The sequence below is a fragment of the Sorangium sp. So ce363 genome (genome assembly GCF_051520435.1).
Classification (GTDB): Bacteria; Myxococcota_A; Polyangia; order Polyangiales; family Polyangiaceae; genus Sorangium; species Sorangium cellulosum_B.
This window is the reverse complement of sequence record NZ_CP150333.1, coordinates 4,321,258-4,341,550: the sequence shown is the minus strand read 5'-3', so window position 1 is coordinate 4,341,550 and position 20,293 is coordinate 4,321,258. Positions and strand designations below refer to the sequence as shown.

Genomic DNA, 20,293 nt, shown 5'->3' with positions numbered 1-20,293 from the left:
AGACTAGTCAGCACCAGCAGCACTGGCAACCCGCTCCGCTCGGTGGGTTCGTTTGCGGCGGACGCACGCCGGGCGCGCGGCTCGCAGCGGGCCTCCTGGCGAGCGAGCGGCAGCCGCCGCTGTGAAGGCCCTCGTTTCTCGCGCGCACCTGCCGCAGCGCAGCAACATCCGCACGGCCTGCCCCGGGTGAGCGCGCACAGCCCGCCAGGCGCAGCTTCTTCCTGGCGAGGCGCGCTGCTCTAGGCGAGGCGCTCTGCAGCGGTCGCCCGTCACGGGGTGGCGAGCCCTGCGGCGGGGTGAGGTGGCGCTCCCTGCGCCGGGTGGTGCCCAAGGTGCGCCCCTGCGGCGTGAGCTCCGCAGGTCAAGGTCGACCAGGATCGATCGCCGTCTTCCGTCCCCCTGCACGTTGATCTCGGAGACGCGGCGCGCCTTTGCTACGTTGGTCGCCGGGACATGGCCGATCTCGCAGCCGCCCTTGTCATGGGAATCGCCCTTCTTGGGCTGATCTATTGGTATTTTCGCTCAAACAACGGCGACCGGGCCCGTCCTCGCGCGGCGACGACGCCGACGCAGGGGGGCCCAGGAGCCCAAGCCCTCGACGAGGGGGAGGGAGATCTCGAAGATTCAACGACGAGGCCAGGCGCAGCAGGGCTGCGGGGCGGGACGCCCGCGAGCGAGAGCGCCCACGCGAAGACCGCAGGAGGTCACGGCCGCACCGAGCGGGTCTCGAGCGCCGACTGGAAGCGTTCGAACGGCCCATCGCGCTGCGACGACGACGCGTTCGACGACGATGACGACGACCTCACGCTGATCACGCTGGCGCCGCCAGAGGTGCTGCAGAGCACGATCAAACGCGCGAGCGTCCCGTCGTACGGCGGCGACGACGACGATGACGACGATGACGACGGGCACGAGCGCGAGGAGCCGTCCGCCGTCCCCATCATCTACGACGACGAGGCCGCCGTCGACGAGCCGACCAGCTCGTCGCCGCTCCTGCTCATCAGCGCCGTCGGCCAGACCGATCCCGGTCAGAAGCGCAAGAAGAACGAGGACTGCTACCTCTGCCTGGACGAGCACTACCTGTTCGCCGTGGCGGACGGCATGGGCGGCCACGCGGGCGGCGACGTCGCCAGCCGCCTCGCGGTCGACACGATCGCGCACGCGTTCAAGGATCAGTCGTTCGTGGACAGCGACGCGGAGAGCCCCTACCCCGACGTCCCTCGTCGCGGCAGCGAGCTCGCGGTCGCGATCCAGCAAGCGAACCAGGCGATCTACGAGCGGGCCCACGCCGAGCGGAGCCTCACGGGCATGGGCACGACCCTCGTCAGCGCGCGGTTCTCGCCCAACAAGCAGCGCCTCTACATCGGCCACGTGGGCGACAGCCGCTGTTATCGCCTGCGCGACAACGAGCTGACGCAGCTCACCACCGATCACACGATGGGCGCCGCGGGGATCACCGGGCCGATGGCGAACCACCTGAGCCGGGCGATCGGAATCTCCCCCGCAGTCAAGGTCGATCTGATCATCGCCCGGCCCCACCCCGGAGACGTCTACCTCCTCTGCTCCGACGGCCTGTCGAAGATGGTGACCCACGAGGCGATCCGCGACATCCTGCTCGCCGAGCCCGATCCCGAGAAGGCGTCGCAGGCGCTCATCGAGAAGGCGAACGCGGGCGGCGGGCGGGACAACATCACCGTCATCCTCGTCCGCGTCAGCGATCCCAAGGACCTCGCGCGGCTCGCCTCGCGCGCCAGCGCCAGCGCCGGCGTCAGCGCTGGTTGACCGCTCGCCGTCCCCTTCCCTCCTCCCTCCCCCTCCAACGAGATCGATCGCGCACGGCGCTGACCGAGAGGTCCGCGCGGCCGGCGGAGCATGCCCGCCGCGCGCAGGCCATTGCAGACAACGTGTCTGCATTGCCACGAACCCCGACGGATTCTCATGCTCCGCGCCGGTCAGCTGCCTGCGTGCATACGGACGAGTGGTCACGCTCGTCACGGATCCGGATCCCGCTCTCGCGCAATCGTGATTTCGCGGCCATTACCATTCACGAGCTTCGATTATCACGTCAATTGACGCCAGCCGGGATCGCGAAGAGAGACGACGTGAGCTCTTGACGTGCTTTGCCTCGAGAGCGCTTCATGGCGGCCACGGATGGCTCGTCCAGCGGAGCCGCTGACCGGGGATATGGCACGCTCCTTTCTCTGCATGATCGTCTTCGCCTCTCTGCTGCTCAGCGCGCCATCGCGCGCGGCGGAGCCGGCACGCCGCGCGCTGCGGCTGCGCTACAGCGAGGATGCGCAAGCGGCCTCGTGCCCTGGAGAGCGCGCGCTGCGCGAGCGGATCCGGCTGCGCGTCGGGTACGACCCTTTCCGCGAGGACGCGACCGAGGAGGTCGACGTCGCGATCAGGCCTCACGGCGCCCACGTCGTCGCGACGACGACCTACCGGAACGCCGACGGGCGGGTCTCCGGCCGAGGCTTTGACCTCTCGCACGGAGACGGCGCCTGCGAGCAGCTCACCCATACCGTCGCGGTCGCGATCTCCTTCACGCTGACGCCGTTCGCGAGCGACAAGCGAGCGCCCGCCGCGCCGCCTCGCCCGGAGATCGCGCCGGCGCGCCCGGAGCCCGCGAGCAGGCCCGGCGAGCCGTGGAGCTCGGCGCGGGTCGGCATCGGCGCCATAGCGGGGCTCGGGGTGCCCGAGGGGCTGTTCGGCGGCGCCTCCTTGCTCGTCAGGGTTCGCTGGTCACAGAGCCTCTCCTTCTCGCTGGAGAGCCGGGGCACGTTCGTCGTCTCGAAGCCGAGCGCGCTCGAACACGGCGAGGTGTCGAGTCCGTACGCCCCGAGCCCCGGCGGGAGCACGAAAGCGCGATCGCCGTACCCGCGCACGCACACGAGCGGCGTCTTCGCTCCGTGCCTTCACACGGTCGACCTGCTCGTCACATGCGCTCTCGTCGAGATCGGCGTCGCGCAGGTCGGCGATCGAGCCGCCCCCGCCACCGACGTGTCCCTGCTGTTCATGGCGCTCGGGCTCCGCGGCGGGATCGAGCTCGCGCTCAACGACACGCTCTCGTTCTATACCCACGCCGAGGTCCTCGCCGCGCTCGGGCTCGTCGACCACCCGCTCGCCGGCGCGCTGAGACCTCCGCGTCCGAGCGCTTCCCTCGGCGCCGGGCTACTCGCGGGGTTCTGAGCGCACGGAGGCCCCGCGCGGGCAGGATGATGGTGCGGACGGCGCGGCGGCTGGCTGGAATTTTCGAGCGCCGTGCCCCGATCGCGCCGCTCGTGGCGGCGCTACGCTGCGGAGCAGCACGACGATGGCGCGCGATTCGGGCTTCGGCCCAGGTCGCCCGCCGGCGCTGCGCGCCGCGCAGAGCGCCTTCTCGCTGGCATGAAGACGCGAGGTTCGCGTAGCCTATCCGGACGGTGCTCCCGGAGTTCACCGACCCGACCGACCGCTTCATGATCGAAGCCCGCAGCCGAAGCGGCGGCATGGGTGATATTTTCAAGGGCACGGATCAGACCACCGGCGCCCCGGTCGCGCTCAAGATCCTGCGCGCCGCCGCGTCGCACCAGGAGCGCGCCCGCTTCGCGCGCGAGATCTCGATCCTCGCCGATCTGCGGCACCCCAACATCGTTCAGTACGTCGCGCACGGCACCTGGCTCGACGGGCGCCTCTTCTTCGCGATGGAGTGGCTGGACGGCGAGGATCTAGGGCAGCGCCAGCGGCGCGCTCCGCTCGGCCTGCGCGACTCGGTGGAGGTCGTCCGGCGCAGCGCCGCCGCGATGGCCGCCATCCACGCCCGCGGCGTCGTGCACCGCGACCTCAAGCTCTCCAACATCTTCCTCGTCCGCGGCAAGGGCACCGCGATCAAGCTGATCGACTTCGGCGTCGTGAAGCTCCCGGTCCCGGACGACTGCCCCACCGAGCGCGGCACGATCATCGGCACCCCGCATTTCATGGCGCCCGAGCAGGCGCGCGGCGAGGCGGTCGACGCGCGGGCCGACGTGTACTCGCTGGGCGCCGTCCTGTTCCGCCTGGTCACGGGCAGGAACGTGTTCGAGACCGAGAACGCGATCGCGCTGCTCAGCCGCCTCGTGGTCGAGGACCCCCCGCGCTCGCAGCAGATCCGCTTCGACGTGCCCGAGGCCCTCGACGAGGTGCTCGCGCGCGCCATCGCCCGCGATCGCGAGCAGCGGTACGAGAACGGCGGCGAGCTGGCGCGCGCGCTCGCGCGGGTCGGGGAGCTGAACAACGATCCCCCCGCGACCGACAGGTCCGCCTCGATCGTCCGGCGCGCGGCCGCGCAGGAGATGATGCCGAGGCCCGCCGGGCCGGGCGACGAGCGGCCGCAGGTGCGGCTCGCCAACAGCGAGCGGCGCGTGGTCGCCTGCGCGCTCTTCGAGCTGGGCGCCGGCCCGCTCCGCCCCGCGGTGGACGCCGCGCTCCGCGAGGTCCTCGGCGACGACCCGCGGTTCGAGCCGCTCCCCGACGGGAGGCTCGCCGCGGCGCTCGGGGTGGAGCGCTCGCGGGGCGACGAGGCGGCGCGCGCCGCGCGGGCGGCGCTGACCGTGGCCCGATCGACGCCGGGCGCGCGGGCCTCGGTCGCGGTCGGGCACGCCGTCCGCGGCAGGGCGAGCCTCGCCGGCGAGGCGCTCGATCGCGCTGCGCAGCAGCTGGAGTACGCGGCGCCCGGCGCGGTCCGGATCGACGCCCACGCGATCGCCGCGCTGGAGGGGCGGTTCGTGGTCCAGGAGGACGCGCGCGGCGGCGTGCTCGTCCACGAGGACGCGGCCGGCTTCGACGCGCGCAAGCTCGCCGGGCTTTCCACGGCGATCATCGGGCGCGAGCACGAGCTCGCAAGGCTCCAGGGCATCTTCAGCGCGATCGCCGAGGACGGCGCGCCTCGCGCGGCGCTCGTGACGGGCCCCGCCGGCATCGGCAAGAGCCGCGTCCGCGCCGAGCTGATCCAGCACCTCGAGACGGCGCCGCACGCGCCGATCATCCTGCTCTGCCGCGGCGACGCGATGAGCCAGGGCGCTGGCCTCACGACGCTGGGCCGCGCCCTGCGCGCGCTCATGGGCATCCGCGACGGCGAGCGCCTCGAGGACCAGGTGCAGAAGGTGAGCGCCCACGTGGCGATGCGCCTGGCCCGCCCGCTCCGCTTCCTCGCAGGCTTCATCGGGGAGCTCGCCGGCGTGCCCTTCCCCGACGAGGGCAACGAGCCGCTGCGCGCGGCCCGCGAGAGCCCGCAGCTCATGGAATCGCGCACGCGGATGGCGGTGGAGGCGTTCTTCCGCTCGAAGTCCGAGACCACGCCGCAGATCCTGGTCATCGAGGACATGCACTGGGCCGACAGCACCACGGTCGAGCTCGTCGACTGGCTGCTCGGCTGCGCCGATCTCCGCTTCGGGGTCTTCGCCTTCGCGCGGCCCGAGCTCTCCGCCCGGTTCCCGTCGCTGTGGGAGCACCGCGACGTGACCCGCGTGACGCTCCCGCCGCTGTCCCCAGAGGCCGCGGATCGGCTCGCGGCGAGCGCCCTCCCGCAGGCCGACCCGGCCACGCGCGGCGCCATCGTCCAGCGCGCCGGCGGCTACGGCCTCTTCCTGGAGGAGCTCATCCGGTCCGCCGCGGAGGGGCGCGACGGCGTGCCGCTCCGCGTGCAGGCCCTGGTGCAGGCCCGCGTCGACCGCATGTCGAGCGGGGTGCGCGGGGCGCTGCGCGCCGCGTCCGTCTTCGGCCAGGTCTTCTGGACGGCGGGCGTCGCGGCGCTGCTCGAGCGCGCCGTGGGCGCGGAGCTCGCCGAGCTGGAGGCGGGCGAGATGATCGCGCGCCAGCTGGAGCCGCGGGTCCCGGGGCAGGTGCAGTGGACGTTCCGGCAGGCGGTCGTGCGCGACGCGGCGTACGCGTCGATCCTCGAGGAAGACCGCGCCGCGCTCCACCTCGCCGCGGCCGCCTGGCTCGAGTCCGCGGGCGTCGATCCGGGGCTGATCGCGCGCCACGCCGAGGCGGGCGGCGACAAGGCGCGGGCGGCGCTGCTCTACGCGCGCGCGACGCGGGACCCGGCGGCGAGCGGCGCGGAGCTCGACGAGGCGCTCGAGCTCGCGACGCGCGGGCTCGCCTGCGGGGCCGAGGGGACCACGCGCGCCGCGCTCCTGGTCCGCCGGGCGGAGCTCCTCGAGCTCCTCGGCCGCCTCGACGAGGCGCTCGACGCCGCGGAGCAGGCGTCGCGCCTCGCGCTGCCCGGCTCGGATCTGTGGGGCGAGGCGCAGGTCGTCGCGGTGACCTGCATGATCGAGGCGGGCCAGGGCGCCGAGGGCGACGCGCGCGCCGCGTCCGCGCTCTCTCCGCAGTTCGCGGCGGCGCTCTCGCCGTCGATCCGCGCGAAGCTCCTCGCGTCGCGCGTCCGCGCCCTGGCGGCGCTGGGCCGGCCCGCCGAGGCGCTCCGCGCCGCGCACGCGGCGATGGAGGCCGCGCGCGGGAGCGGCTCGACCGACGCGCTCCTCCACGCCCGGGAGGCCCACCTGGCCGCGCTGATGCACGCCGGCGATCTGGCCGCCGCGGCCTCTCTGGGCGCGTCGCTCGTCGCGGACGCCGACGGGGCCGGCGACGCCGTCATCGCGGCAAGGGCCCGCCTGAACACCGGCTCGGCGCTGAACCAGCTCGGCCTGTTCGAGGAGGCGCAGGCGCTGCTCGAGCGCGCGCTGCTCGACGCGCGGAGCCGGAAGCTCCGGGCGATCGAGGGGTTCGCGCTCCACAACCTCGGGATGTCGTACGCGCGGCTCGGCAACATCGAGGAGGGCGTCGCGCTCGAGCGCCAGGCGAGCGGGATCGCCGACGCGTGCCAGATCTCCCGCCTCAGGTTCGCCGGCCGGCTGTACGAGGCGCTCTTCCTCGTCTGGCGCGGCGCCCCCGGCGACCACGCGACCGCCCACGCCGTCGCGCGCTGGCTCTGCGAGGAGGCGGCGCACCACGCGGCCGCGCTGCAGGCGATGGCGAGCTTCGCGATGGCGCGCGTCCAGCTGGCGCGCCGCGAGCTCAGGGCCGCGGTCGACGCGGCGCGCGAGGCGTCGCGCCACCTCGCGGGTGGGCCCATCGAGGAGTGGAGCGACGCGATTCGCGTCACGCTCGTCGAGGCCCTCCTCGCGATCGGGGACGAGCGCGAGGCGAACGCCGCGCTCGACGCCGCGTTCTCCGCCCTGGCCGCGCGCGTCGAGGCCCTGCGTGATCCCCGCCAGCGCGACGCGTTCCTTCGGGGGAACGACGACGTCGGGCGTCTGATCGCCCTCGCTCGAGAGCGCCTCGGCCGGTCGCTGCCCTCGACGTCGCGGCCGCCGCACGCGGCGGACCCGTCCGCCCAGCGGGCCGCCGGGGCGCCGTCACGGAGCAAGGTCGCGAAGACCGCCGGCGCCTTGGGACGGAAGGAGCGCGCCGAGGCGCCGAGCAACAACGATCCGGCAGCGCACCGCAGCGCGAGCCCTGCGCAGAGCAAGGACGCGCACCCGGAGGGCGCGGCGGCGGCAGCGCACGAGAAGGGCGCGCCACGTTCTTGACGTTGGGTGGCCGGGTAGCTAAGGCCATCCGCGATGCGAAACAACGCTCCTGAGCGGCTCGTCGCGCGCTGTTCCACGTTCTCCACCCCTGCGCGTCCGGCCGGCGCGAGCCAGGGTGCTGCGCTGGCAGCCCGCCCGACCTCGGGCCGGTGGCTCACGGCGCGCGTTCTGCCGCTGCTCGCGGCCGCGGCGCTCGGCAGCGCGGCGCTGCTGTCGCCCGCGCCCGCGTCCGCGCAGTCGAAGATCGCCGTCGTCGACGTGCGCCGCGCCATGCTGGAGACCGAGGAAGGGCTCCGCGTCCAGGCGACGCTCAAGAAGCTGTTCGACAGCCGCCAGGTGGAGCTCGACACGAAGCGCCGCGCGCTCGACGACGAGCGGGACAAGCTCGACAAGGAGGCCCAGGCGGGCAAGACGCCGAAGGACGTCCTCCAGCGCAGGTTCGAGACCTGGCAGCGCCAGGCAGCCGAGTTCCAGGCGACGACGCTCGACGCCCAGCGCGAGATGCAGCGCAAGGAGAGCGAGCTCACGACGCCGATGCTGCAGAAGGTGCTCGGCCTCCTCCGGCGCCTCGCGGCGCAGGAGGGTTACGACCTCATCCTCGACAAGTCGGCCGTTCCCTACTACCGCGCCGATCTCGAGCTCACCGATCGCGCGATCCAGATGTACAACAGCGGGCAGGCCGGCGAGGCGCCGCCCGCGAAGGGCGCGCCCCCGGCCAAGGGCGCGCCGCCCGCCGCCCCGGCGAAGCCGGCCGCGCCCGCCAAGAAGTAGCCGCGCAGCGTACGTCGCTCGAGGGGCGCTCGTGGCTCACGCCGCGCGGCGCGATATCCTCTGGGCGGGGGCACGGAGCGCGAACGGGCGCTGCGCGGCCACCTGGCACGGAGGTGGTTCGGTGGGCTCTTTTCTCGTCGGCCGGGGAGCGCGCCTCACGGCCTGCATCGGGCTCGGCGCCGCAGGCGCCCTGGCCGCTCCCGCCGCCTGCCTGTACCCCGAGTACACCTTCGATGAGCCCGAGCCTTCCGGCGGCACCGGGGCCATCAGCAGCTCCAGCGGGGACGGGGCGGAGGACTGCGCGAACGGCGCCGACGACGACGGCGACGGCCAGATCGACTGCGCCGATCCCGCGTGCGGCGACTTCGTGTGCACGGCGGCCGTGCCGGAGGGCTGGAGCGGCTACTTCGCGCTGTTCGACGGTGAGCCCGCGATGGACCCGGGCTGCCCACCCGAGTTCGCCGCGGGGCCGCCGTTCGTCGGAAACCGAGGCCTGTCCGCGCCGCCGGCGAGCTGCACGTGCTCGTGCGGTCCCGCGGAGGGGCAAGCCTGCGACCCGGTGGACGGGATCACGATCACCGTCGCGGACGCGCCTTGCGGGTCGGAGCCGCACTGCCTCTTCCCGCTCGCGACGCCCGGCTGGGCGGCCCAGGTGTGCAGGGGCCCCGACGGAGTCTTCAGCGACAGGCTGACCTGCGGGCCGAGCAGCAACGCGGAGTGCTCGGCGACCACCGGCGCACCGTGCGCCGTGTCGGTCAGCGTGAGCCCGCTCGCGGCCTCCGGCGGCGAGTGCGCGCCGAGCGCCGTGCAGGTGCAGAGGCCGGACCCGCGGTGGACACGCCTCGGCCGCGCGTGCGCCGCGGCCGAGCCGCTCGGCCGCGGCTGCAACCTCGGCCAGGTCTGCGCGCCGAAGCCGGCCGCGCCGTTCGAGGGCGGCCTCTGCATCGCCAGGGACGGCGACGCCGCCTGCCCGCCGGGCCCCTACACGGAGCGGCGCGTCTTCTTCACCGACATCGAGGACAGCCGCGGCTGCGACGACGACTGCGCGTGCGGCGCGCCGTCGGGCGGGACGTGCCCGACGACCGTCGCCCTCTACTCCGACGTGCAGCTGCACACCTGCGCGACGCAGGTGACGGAGCTGCCTGCGGGCAGCTGCGTGGACCTCGAGGACAACCCTTCCGTCGTGGGCCGCAAGGTGACGTCGCTCGGCGCGCCCACCGGCGGCGCGTGCCGGCCGAGCGGCGGCACGCCCAGCGGAGAGGCCCGCGGCGCGAGCCCGCGGACGTTCTGCTGCCGCACCTGATGCGCCCGCCGGCCCGGAGGGCGCCCCGCCTCAGAAGCTGCCGGCGACGCTGAGGCCCGCAAGGTCGGCGCCAGGCGCCTGCGGCAGGACCTCCGCGCGGCGGACGCCCGCGCGGGCGCGCCGCCCGGCCGCGGCAGCGGCTGCGCGGGCGCTCGCGTCCGGCTCGGCCGCGGCCGCGCTGCCGCTCATCGCGAGCAGCGTGATCCCCGCGGCGACGCCGACGACACCGAGCCCGATCGCCGCCTCGGCGACGCCCGTGTAGAGCCGGCCTCGATCGGCGACGGGCCTGGCGGAAGGAGGGCAACTCCTGTCGCCGCCGCACAGCGCGTCGAGATCGCTCAGCGTGCCGGCGCGGAGGCCGAGGAAGACCCCACCCACGGCGCCGCTCGCGATCCCGGCGCCGAGCACGGCGAGGCCCGGCACCTTCGACGGACGCGTCGCCGGCAGGCGCGCCAGCGCGGCCCTCGGCGGCACCTCCGCGGACGCGCGTCCCGGCGACGCGCTCGCCGGCCGCGGCGCCGCCGGCGGCTCGGCGATCGCGATCTCCACGGTCTTCACGTCCCGCTCCGCGAGCGTGACGGTCTCCCGCGCCGCCTCGCGATCGCCGACCCAGGCCGAGACCACGTGGGGCCCTGGATCGACCGGGATGTCGGCGCTGATCTCCGAGGCGCCGAGCGCGGCGCCGTCGAGCAGGATCGTGGCGGTGAGCGCCCCCGCGCCCCGGCGGATCGCGAGCCTCGGGATGCGCGCCTCGAGGTCCTCGATCCGCGCGCCGACGTTCGCGCTGACGTCGTTCGCCCGGGGGTCGCCGTCGGCCGCGGCCGCGGCGATGCGGTAGTTGCCGAGCGCCGAGACGAGCTTGCCGAGCCGCGCCTCGCACTCCGCGATGTTGAACAGCACCTGCGGCGTCCGCCGCACGCTCGCGACCGCATGGAACTTCGCGAGCGCCGCGGCGCAGTGGTTCGCCGCGCTGAGCGCGACCCCCTCCTGGAAGAGCGCCCGCGCCTCCGCGAGCTCCTCCTTGGACTGGGCCCGCGCCGAGGGCGGCGCGATCAGCGCGGCGCCGAGCGCCGAGGCCGAGATGACCTGCCGCCAGCTGATCCTCCGAAGTCCGCGTCGCTCCATGCATCCCCCCTCGCGAGCACCGCGCTCCTCTTCGCGCTCGGTTTACCCTACGCGCCGGCGGGGCCGCGTCCAGCGGCCCGGGGCGCCGGAGGCGCGCGCCGCGATCGGCCGCCAGGCCTGGATCGCCTCCTCCTGCGCCACCACGAAGTCGTGCGGATCGAAGCGCACGAAGTGCCCGGTGCGGAGGATCAGCTCGCGCTGGAGCAGCCGGCGCTCGCCCGGGGTGACCCGCCCCGTGTCCAGCTCGTCGAGCACGACGTCGGGTGTGTAGGGGCGCCCGCGGCGGTAGCGCGCGCTCATGTCCCAGCCCTGGCAGCGCTCGCGCCAGAAGGCCCGCCAGCGCGCGGCGTCCACCGTGGGCTGCTCCGCCATCTCCGGCGCCGGCGCCTCGGGCAGGTCGTTGGGATCGCTGACCAGCTGCGCGAGCTTGAGGTCGCGAGGCTCGCCCACGTCGGGCTCGGGCGGATCGGCGACGAAGATCTCCTCGTCCTCCACCGCGACCTCCTCCCACATCCCCGCGCCGGTGATCCGCTCCAGCGCGTAGGCCGCGGCGAGCTTCACGTCCCCGTCCACGTCGCGCTCGAGCAGGTCGATGAGCAGCGGCACCGCGGCGGCCGCGCCGGCCCAGCCCACGGCGAAGATCAGGCCGCGCCGCGGCGCCTCGGCGACGCGCGAGGCGAGCAGCCGCGCGTCGGCGTCGTCGCCCGCGAGCGCGAGCAGGAGCGCCGCGGCGTCCGCGCCGTCGGCCTCCTCCAGCGCGCCGCGCAGCGCGAGCGGGGCGTGCGGGTGATCCGAGAGCGCCATGGCCGTCCAGGCGGCCTCGCGGAGCGCCGGGTCCGGCGCCGCGAGGGCCCGCTGGATCAGCTCGGGCAAGCGGGGGCTCGGCGTGCAGCCGAGGTGGTGGAGCGCGCACGCCGCCACGGGGGCCTCGTCGTCCGACGCCGCCGCGACGAGCTCGTCCTCGGTCGCGAAGCCGCGGTAGGCGAGGACGTCGATCGCCATCGCGCGGACCAGCGGCTCGGGCTCGCGGAGCAGGCTGCGGAGCGCGAGCGGCAGGAGCTCGTGCGGGACCAGCTTCAAGGCAGCGCCGAGCGCGTCGATGAACGCCCTGTCCTTGCCGCTCCGGAGCAGCGCGAGCTCGGCCGCGGCGAGCGCGTCGCGGCCGGCGAAGCAGCCGAGCACCATCGCGCTCGCGAACGCGACGCTCGCGTCCTTCACGGGCGCGTCGGCCACGAGCCGCGGCACGTGCTCGAGCGCCGGCGCCCCGATCGCCGCGATCACGTCGATGGCCGCGAGCATGCGCCGCTCGAGGATCAGCGCCCCGCGGAAGGGATCGCCGAGCAGCGGCGCCCGCTGCATGCCGACCATCGCGACCTCCTCGAAGCACTCGCGGGCGCGGGCGCGGAGGAAGGCGAGATCGTCGATCGCGTCGCCGATCTCGGGCGCGAAGCCCGGCGGCACGGGGCGCGCAGCTCCCTCGTCCGGGCGCGCCGCGGGCGGCCGCACCTCCGCGGCCGCGGGGAGCGCGCCGGGCGCGGGCGCCTGCTGCTTCAGCGCCTCGACGGCGGCCTTGAGCTCCTCGAACGTCCGCGGCCGCGGGATCGGCGGCGGGGGCTTTGCGACGAGCTCGGCGGGGGGCGGCTCCGGGACCTTGATGAGCGGCGCGAGCGACGCCCGCTGGACCGCGTGCAGCCGCGGCCGGTCGCGGCTCGCCAGGATCGGCGGCAGATCGAGCGGCGGCGCCGGCGGCACGAGGGCGAGCCGCGCCGCGGCTTGCTCGAGCCAGCCGCGCGCGCTCCGGAGCAGCTCGTCCACCGCAGCGAAGCCCGCGTCGAGCCCGATCGCCTGCTCGATCTGAGCGGCGACGTTGTCGGTTTCCGCCAGGGCGGCACGCACCGCGCCGAGGGGTTCGGCGCGGCCGTCGAAGGCGTCGTAGATCGCGCCGAGGGCCCGCTCCAGGGCGCGCGCGGGCCCGGTCAGGTCGGTCACCGGTTCGACGTCGTGCTCCAGCGACAGCGCTGCGCGGCGGAGCGCGGCGTGCGCGTTCTCGAGCTTGTCGTGGGCGAGCACGTCCGTGCCGGCGGGCGCGGAGGGCTGCCCCTCCTGACCGCCGGGCGCGACGAAGGGCAGGTATGAGAAGGACACGCGCCATGAATACACCTGCGCCAAGGAGGCCCCAAGACGCGCGCTGAGGTAGCCTGCCCGGACGATGAAGGATCCTCCGCAGAGCGTGCAGAACGTCGACGATGTCGAGGTGTACGCGACGCTGGCCGCCCAGCTCGCAGACCCGAGCGCCGACCGCGCGGCGCTCCTCGCGGCGCACGGGCTCGACGAGGCCGGCTGGGAGGCGCTCGACGACGCCTGGCAGGCGCGGCTCTCCGAGGCGGACGACGACGACGGCGAGGAGGTGGGCGTGCCGCCGCTCGTCGTCGCCTTCGCCGAGACGTTCGCGCGGGTGCAGCGCGCCCGAGCGAAGAGCGAGCTGTCGTTCGAGCGCTTCCTCGAGGCCGCGCGCGGGTTGAAGCGGGGCACCGACATGGCGACGGTGCTGAGCCGCCTGGACCTGACGCTCGAGGACTACCTGAGCGCGCAGCAGCGATGGACCGCGGCGATGCTCGAGGACGACGCGCTCATGGCGCGGTTTCAGCGGGCGATGAGGTAACCGGGACGGCCGCGGGGCGACATCGGCCGGCCGCCGCAGCGCGCCGCCCGACGGTGACGAGGGGGTATGTTCGTGGACATGGTGGAGCGCGACGAGGAGGTCCGATCGATCCGGCTCGAGGAGCTCGCCGCCGTGGCCGGGGCCCTCGAGGCGGGCCTGCCGCGCGACGAGGTGCTCGCGGACGCGGGGCTCTCGGCCGCGGCGTGGGAGGCGGAGCGGGAGCGGTGGATGTCCAGGCTCGCCGCGCAGGCCGCGCGCGGGCAGCTGCGATCGAGCCGCCGGTACCTGGAGCTCGTCGCCGCGCAGAAGCGCCGCGCCGAGGAGAAGGCGCGTGGCGCGCGCAGGAAGCTGGAAGGGCCGATGCCGGTCGCGCCTGCTGCGCGCATCGCCCCGCTGCAGGGGGCGCCTCGGGATGGGGCGACGCCGCCGCCTGCCGCGGGCGTGAGCGACGAGGGGGCTGCGCGATCTCCCTGGGCCAGGCTGAACGCAGCCGCGCCGCCGGCCGGGGTCGTGCAGCCTTCGCCGTTACCGCCGGCCGGGGTCGTGCAGCCGTCGCCGTTGCCGCCGGCCGTGCCGTTGCCGTCGCTGCTGCCGGCGGTGCCGTCGTCACTGCCCATGCCGAGCCTGGAGCGGCCGTCCACGGCACCGCGAGCCCGCATGACGCTCCTCGGCACGACGTCTCTTCCGAGCCGGGATGCGCTGCCGTTCCGCCAAGACGTGTCGAACGCGCCCGCGGTCGAGGGTGCAGCGACGTCACCGGCAGACAGCCCGGAGATGGAGACGACGAGCATCGGCACGGTCGGCGCGCTGGCGGCCAACAGAGCCTTGCCCTTCTCCGGCACGGCCCCTCTACCTCCGCTCGATGCCGCTCTGCCCTTCTCCGGCACGGCCCCTCTACCTCCGCTCGACGCCGCTCTGCCCTTCTCTCGCCCGGCCCCTTTGCCTCCGGCCGACAACGCCTTGCCCTTCTCTCGCCCGGCCTCCTCGCCGCCGGCCGCCAATCCCTTGCCCTTCTCTCGCCCGGCCTCCTCGCCGCCGGCCGCCAATCCCTTGCCCTTCTCTCGCCCGGCCTCCTCGCCGCCGGCCGCCGATCCCTTGCCCTTCTCTCAACCGGCCTCCTCGCCGCCGGCCACCAATCCCCTGCCCTTCACGCGGCCGGCCCCCTCGCCTCCCGCCGGCAACGCCCTACCCTTCTCGCGACCGGCCTCCGCGCCGCCGGCCGATAACGCCTTGCCGTTCTCGCGACCGACCCCCTCGCCGCCCGCCGACAACGCGCTGCCCTTCGCTCGTCCGAGCCAATCGCCCGCGCCATCGCGGCCCGCCAGGGGAGAGATCGCTCCGCAGCCGCCCCAGATCCCGACGGGGAGCTGGGCCCTGCCCTTCCTTCAGCCGAGCGCCGTCGAGCCGTCCGCAGGCCCCTCGCCCGCGGAGCCCGCCGCGCAAGCGCACGCCGGCGTGGATGACGAGGAGACGATGCGCCGCGTGGAGCGGATCTCCCTCGCGCGGTACGCGCGCCTGTGCGCCGACCTGCGCGACCATCCGAATCACATCCCGCAGATCCAGAGCCACTATGGGTTGACCCCACAGAGCTGGATCGCGCTCCACAGGAGTTGGCACGAGCGCTTCGAGTCCGATCCGGCGCTCAAGGCGCAGTGGCAAGCGCTCGTCGACCAGAGCGCCCAGAGCTGAGGACACCAGCGCTCGCGTCGGGCGCCGTTCAGCGCTGGCGTCGAGAGGTGTCGGGGCTCGCCGCGCGCGGGTCCATTTTGATTGACATCGACCATGTGAACGCTCACAGTGCGCTCCAGGGGCATCCTTTTGCTTCGCCCTGGACAGCCTGCGCTCGTGACCTCGCCTGCTGCACTTCGGGGGCGAAGCGGCGCCATCGGCGGAGCCTCTTCCGCTCCCTCGACGGGAGCGAGACTCGCGGACAGCGGAACGGCGGCAGACGGCGCCGCCACCACCGATGGAGACGGCGGCGACGTCTACCACTCGATCGACACAGCGAACCGCGACGCCAGAGGGACGGTCTTCAGCGCGCCCGGCTCGACCATGAAGGAATCGGCCTCGGCCGCCCGAGCGGCCGTGATCAACGGCTCTGGAACAACAGGTAAGGTGAACATGCGTCGCTCACGTACATTGGCGAGAACGGCTTGTTGCGGGATCGCGCTCGCCTCGGTCGGGCTCGTCGCGAGCCCCTCCGCGCTGGCCGATTACCCCATCGCCTCCCACCGCTACCTCGCCGACCCGGCCTCGCTGGTGCACGACGGGCGTGTCTACCTCTACTGCTCGAACGACGACGACAACGTCAAAGCGGACGGCTCGGACGACGGCTACAAGATGGCCTCGATCGTGGCCGTCTCGAGCAGCGACATGAAGAACTGGACCGATCACGGGGAAGTGCTGCGCGTGCCCCGTGACGTCTCCTGGGCGAACAACTCCTGGGCCCCGGCGATGGTTGAGCGCAACGGCACCATCTACATGTACTTCGGCAACAATGGGAACGGTATCGGCGTTGCCTCGAGCGACAGCCCGACCGGACCGTTCAGGGACCCGAAGGGCAGCGCCCTGGTGACCTCGAGCACGCCCGGCGCCTCGGGCCCGAACATGTGGCTCTTCGATCCGGGCGTCTTCGTCGACGACGACGGCCAAGCGTACCTCTACTTCGGCGGCAACGGCGAGCAGAACGCGCGCATCATCAAGCTGAACGACGACATGGTGAGCGTCTCGGGCTCGGCCATCGCGCTCACGGTCCCGTACTTCTTCGAGGCCTCCTGGATGCACAAGCGCGACGGCCTCTACTACCTGTCGTACTCGACGAACCCCGACAGCGGCCTGCGGATCGACTACCTCACGAGCACGAGCCCCACGTCCGGCTTCACCCACCGTGGCACGGCGGGGCCCCAGCCGCCGAAGAACAACAACAACAATCACGCGGCGATCTTCGAGTTTGGCGGCTCCTGGTACCACGCCTACCACAATCGCGCTGTCGCCACCGATGCTGGAGAGCCCACGGGCTATCGCCGGAACATCGCGCTCGAGCCGCTGACCTACAAGGACGACGGCTCCATCGTGCCGGTGACCTACACGACGGACGGGGTCAAACAGATCGGGAACCTCGACCCCTACGCCCGCGTCGAGGCCGAGACCTTCAACGCGCAGAGCGGCCTCGAGACCGAGCCCTGCGAGGAGGGCGGGATGAACCTCTCGTTCATCAACGGCGGAGACTGGGTGCGCCTCCGCGGGGTCGACTTCGGCGACGGGGCGGCGAGCTTCCGTGCGCGCGTCGCGAGCGGCGCGGAGGGAGGCAGCATCGAGCTCCGCCTGGATGCGCGCGACGGCACGCTCGTGGGCACCTGCGCGGTCGCGGCGACGGGGGGCTGGCAGACGTGGAGCGATGCGTCGTGTGAGGTCGACGGCGCAACCGGCGTGCACGATCTCTATCTGGTCTTCACCGGCGGCGGGTCGAACCTCTTCAACATGAACTTCTGGCAATTCTCGCCCGTCGGGGGCGGGGGCGCCGGCGGGGGTGGCACGGGTGGAAGCGCGAGCGGCGGTGGCGACGGCAGCGTCAGTGGCGTCGGCGGCGGCGTCAGCGCCGGCTCCGGCTCCGGAGGAGCGCCCTCGACGGGCACGGCCACGGGTGGAGGGTCCCCCAGCTCAACGTCGGCCGCCCAGGCGTCGTCGGGAGGCACCTCCGGCGAGCAGTCGACCGAGCCAGCCGGTTGTAGCTGTCGCGCGGCGAGCCGCGCGCCGTCCGGAGGTGCCCTCGCGCTGACAGCGCTGCTCGCGGCGTCCCTGGGGCTCCGGCAGCGCGGCCGGAGGGGGCGTCGTCCGGGAGTGACGAGCTGAATCGGTAACCCAGGCGGCGATGGCCACATCGCCGCGGACGCGTGGGGTCAGCCCTCTTCGGGTCCGGGCCCGATCTCCGAAAACCAGTCGTCGAGGCCGGCGAGCGTCCTCGCCCAGGCCACGAGCGCGGCTTCGCCCCCCAGGCGCAGGAGGAGCGTGTCCAGGCACGCGCCGTTGTCATAACTCCGATCGTACGTGAAGAGAGGCGTGATCTCGGCGATCGTGGGGCGCCACGCCTCGGGTGAGGCGCGGTCTCGCCACACGTCGCACAGGCTCTCTTCTGACATCCAGGGGAACATGCTGCAGAGCGTGTCGTCCGACTCCTCGGGGGGCTCGCGGAGCACCTCCTTCACCGTGTCGGCGACGGCGGCGGACAACCTCTCCCTCGCTTCCGGGGAGAGCGACGGGAACACGGCTGCCCATGCGGACAGCCTGTTCGACGCTCGGGCAGCGCCGCGCACGAGCTCCGCGAAGCGTGCCGCGTGCTCCTCGCCCTTCAGCGCCTTCCCTACCATCTCGAGCATTCCAGACGCTTCCTCGTCGTCCAGGTCCGGGCGCACGAGGCGCTCCACATCGGAAAACGAGCCCAGCGCGAGCGCGATCTCCAACTCGGCCTGATGTCGGTCGTCGTCCCCCTCCATCGCGGCGCAAAAGCTGGTCGCGAGGTCCCTGTCCCCGAGCGCCACTGCACGGAGGGAGAGCGCCACGAGCGCGTCGTCAATCTGAGAGCCCATGCACGGCAACACCTTCTGGTGAATGTAGCGCAGCTCCTCCAGCGTCGCCGATTCCGCCCAGTTCTCGATGGCGCGGCCCTCGCCGCGAAAGGCCTCTGGCGGCTCCGAGAAGAACATGCGTGCCAGCTCGGCTCGGACGTCCGCCGTGACGAAGGAGACGAGCTCGGAGGCGACGTAGTTGCGGTCGGAGACGTCCGTCCGCTCTTTCACCTCCGCAAGGGGAGCATCCTGCACCTCGGCCGCGAGCCACGGAGGCAGCTGCCCGCAGCGGAGCGGCCCGAGCGAATCCGCGGATCCTCGCGATTCGCCTTGCCAGCGACGGACGAGCGCTCGGGCCTCGTCGGGAACACATCGGTTCCATTCACTCTCGGGAATATGAAAGAGAAAGCGCTGCGCCGTGAGCGGAAATCGTTCGGAGGCAAGCAGCCATCCCATGGCTCGTTGAACGATCGCGCTCGCTCCCGCCGAGGTCCCCAGGAGCCGCTCCGTCAAGACTTCAAGGCGATCTCCGAGCTCCGGCAAGGCGGAGATCTGCGCGTCCACGTCTTCGAGTCGCTCGGCGCGGCGCTCGTCGGGGTAGAGCGGCGCCAGCAGGGCAGCCCAGAACGCACGGCGCTCTGGATGGAGCCCGGCGAGGCGCCTGGCCGCCAGCAGCAGAACCTCCTCCCGCGCGGGGAAGCGCAGCCGCTCGGCGATCCGCCGGAGCGCACCGATCACGAGCGCTTTCACGACACGACGTGATTTCAGCCCGCCCAATACGAAGCGTCTGCGGTCTAGCTGGTATGCCGACGGGGTCTCGGTCGCGCCGGCGGCCTCGAGCCCTCCGACGGCGCGGTCTGCTTCGTGCAGCAATGGCGTTGGCCATGCCACATCCGCCTCGGACACGGCGGGCCGGACCGCCCGCCACAGCCGCAGCCTGTCTTTCTCGTTCAGCGGCTTGGCGAGCTCGATGCCTGCGTCCGGCCGAAAGATCCCCTCGTGGATGGCACCGGCGACCACGTCCGGGAGCGCATGCACGAGCAAACTGATGATCTGCTCGAAGATCGTTCGCAACCGCAGCGCCTGCACCATACAACGGCCGCGCTCGGCTTCCGACGTCGCTTCGCCGAACGCCGCGTGGCTTCGCCGCCACGCGGCGACGACGAGCGCACGAAAGCCGAACGCACCGCCATCCAGGGGTTCCCAGGCGGCGCGCATCGGCTCGGCGATCACGCGATCGATCTCTCCCGCCGTGGCATCATGTCGCAAGAAGTGCATCGCCCCGTATCGAATGACGTACTCTGATCGAGCGCCAAGGGCGATGCTCCCTTCGGAACAGCTATCGAGAGTCGCCCGAACATGTGCCGTCAAGAGCGCCCGGCCACGGGCGTCGCCCAGGCCGCTCAAGCGCAGAGCAAGCTCTTTCCCGAGAGCTCGATGATGGAAAGCCGCGCCATGCGTTGTGTGACAGATCCATGGTTCGAGCTTCCGCAACGTGGCAGACACTCGGGTCTCGGCGTGATCGCCTCCCACGATCTGGACCAGCTCTGCCTCCGCTATCGGCCCACTAGCAGCGCTCAAGACGCACACGGTATCTGCGTCAACGTCACCAGGCGACGCCGTGATGGATCGCTCCGGCGGCGTCTCCAGGACGACATCAGACCAATCGTTCAACCAATGAAGGGCCTCACCCCATCGGGCGGCCGTGACACCGGGGTCGTTGTCCGCAGACACCCACACCCGGACGTTCCCGGGCAGCCCCGCTGACCATCCGATGCGCGACCATACCGCCGGATCATCATTCTCGTGGGCACCGTCGAGGACGAGCAGCAGCGGCACCTCGGGGTTCTCGTCACCGTCGAGGATCGGTCGGATGTCATCGGCCACGCGCGGAGCGAGCGCGCGCTCGGACGCCTTCCTGGAAGTCAACGCTCCGAGCCGCGCATGCAGCGCGGCGACCCATATCGAGGGATCCGCCATGCCGCCGTGGACCGAAATCGGGATGAACGCCACGCGGGCCAGCCCTCGCCGCGTGAGATGAAGACAGAACGCACCGAGCAAAGCGCTCGCGCCAGAGCCCGGAAGAGCTCTGATCAAGGCCCTATCGCCTGGGCGGGAGCTCGCCCAGAGCGCTTCCAGCGCTGACCACGGGCGCTGCTCGGGCGAGTCGGGAGCACGCGGCTCGCCGTGACGCCAGGCCGCCACCGCCGGAGAGGCGAGAAGGGCCCGCGTGGCCTGCCAGACCCCGTCCGGCGCGCGCTCCAGCCCGTCGAGCAAGCCCGAAATCGCAGCTTCTTCGCCGATGTCTGCCATC

The 20,293-nt window shown here is 73.2% G+C and carries 11 protein-coding genes; 8 read left to right on the top strand and 3 right to left on the bottom strand.

All coding sequences use genetic code 11. From position 1 onward, the window contains the following. Window positions 1-453: 453 nt before the first annotated feature. The 5 genes from WMF12_RS16545 to WMF12_RS16525 all read left to right on the top strand — a co-directional run bounded on the left by WMF12_RS16545 (window position 454) and on the right by WMF12_RS16525 (window position 9,627). Entirely contained in the window at window positions 454-1,782 is a 1,329-nt protein-coding gene (locus WMF12_RS16545; RefSeq protein ID WP_437872495.1) for a PP2C family protein-serine/threonine phosphatase, read from the top strand. A gap of 402 nt (window positions 1,783-2,184) precedes the next feature. Further along, entirely contained in the window at window positions 2,185-3,192 is a 1,008-nt protein-coding gene (locus tag WMF12_RS16540; RefSeq protein ID WP_437872494.1) for a hypothetical protein, read from the top strand. A gap of 299 nt (window positions 3,193-3,491) precedes the next feature. Further along, complete coding sequence (locus tag WMF12_RS16535) at window positions 3,492-7,553, top strand: serine/threonine-protein kinase (protein ID WP_437872493.1); 4,062 nt, start codon at window positions 3,492-3,494, stop codon at window positions 7,551-7,553. 33 nt (window positions 7,554-7,586) lie between these two features. After that, on the top strand, window positions 7,587-8,324 hold the full coding sequence (locus WMF12_RS16530; protein WP_437718081.1) for an OmpH family outer membrane protein: 738 nt from the start codon (window positions 7,587-7,589) through the stop codon (window positions 8,322-8,324). 121 nt (window positions 8,325-8,445) lie between these two features. Further along, window positions 8,446-9,627, top strand: a complete 1,182-nt coding sequence (locus WMF12_RS16525; protein ID WP_437872490.1) for a hypothetical protein — start codon at window positions 8,446-8,448, stop codon at window positions 9,625-9,627. Between the two features lie 30 nt (window positions 9,628-9,657). Here the strand turns inward: WMF12_RS16525 and WMF12_RS16520 are convergent, their stop codons facing one another. Both WMF12_RS16520 and WMF12_RS16515 read right to left on the bottom strand, forming a co-directional pair. Continuing rightward, window positions 9,658-10,752: a PEGA domain-containing protein gene (locus WMF12_RS16520; protein ID WP_437872489.1), complete on the bottom strand. Its 1,095-nt coding sequence runs from the start codon at window positions 10,750-10,752 to the stop codon at window positions 9,658-9,660. 42 nt (window positions 10,753-10,794) lie between these two features. Next, a complete protein-coding gene (locus WMF12_RS16515) occupies window positions 10,795-12,897 on the bottom strand; it encodes a HEAT repeat domain-containing protein (protein WP_437872488.1) in 2,103 nt (700 codons plus the stop codon). A gap of 64 nt (window positions 12,898-12,961) precedes the next feature. On the opposite strand from WMF12_RS16515, the gene WMF12_RS16510 reads away from it, so the two are divergent. From WMF12_RS16510 to WMF12_RS16500, 3 genes are all read left to right on the top strand, one after another. Beyond that, on the top strand, window positions 12,962-13,414 hold the full coding sequence (locus WMF12_RS16510) for a hypothetical protein (RefSeq protein ID WP_437872487.1): 453 nt from the start codon (window positions 12,962-12,964) through the stop codon (window positions 13,412-13,414). A gap of 66 nt (window positions 13,415-13,480) precedes the next feature. Continuing rightward, window positions 13,481-15,103, top strand: a complete 1,623-nt coding sequence (locus WMF12_RS16505; RefSeq protein WP_437872486.1) for a hypothetical protein — start codon at window positions 13,481-13,483, stop codon at window positions 15,101-15,103. Window positions 15,104-15,535: 432 nt separating this feature from the next. Continuing rightward, a complete protein-coding gene (locus WMF12_RS16500; protein ID WP_437872485.1) occupies window positions 15,536-17,266 on the top strand; it encodes a glycoside hydrolase family 43 protein in 1,731 nt (576 codons plus the stop codon). A 47-nt stretch (window positions 17,267-17,313) separates the two neighbouring features. Here the strand turns inward: WMF12_RS16500 and WMF12_RS16495 are convergent, their stop codons facing one another. Further along, the gene (locus WMF12_RS16495) at window positions 17,314-20,292 is read right to left on the bottom strand and encodes a hypothetical protein (protein ID WP_437872484.1); all 2,979 of its coding nucleotides are present in this window, start codon (window positions 20,290-20,292) and stop codon (window positions 17,314-17,316) included. Window position 20,293: the final 1 nt, after the last annotated feature.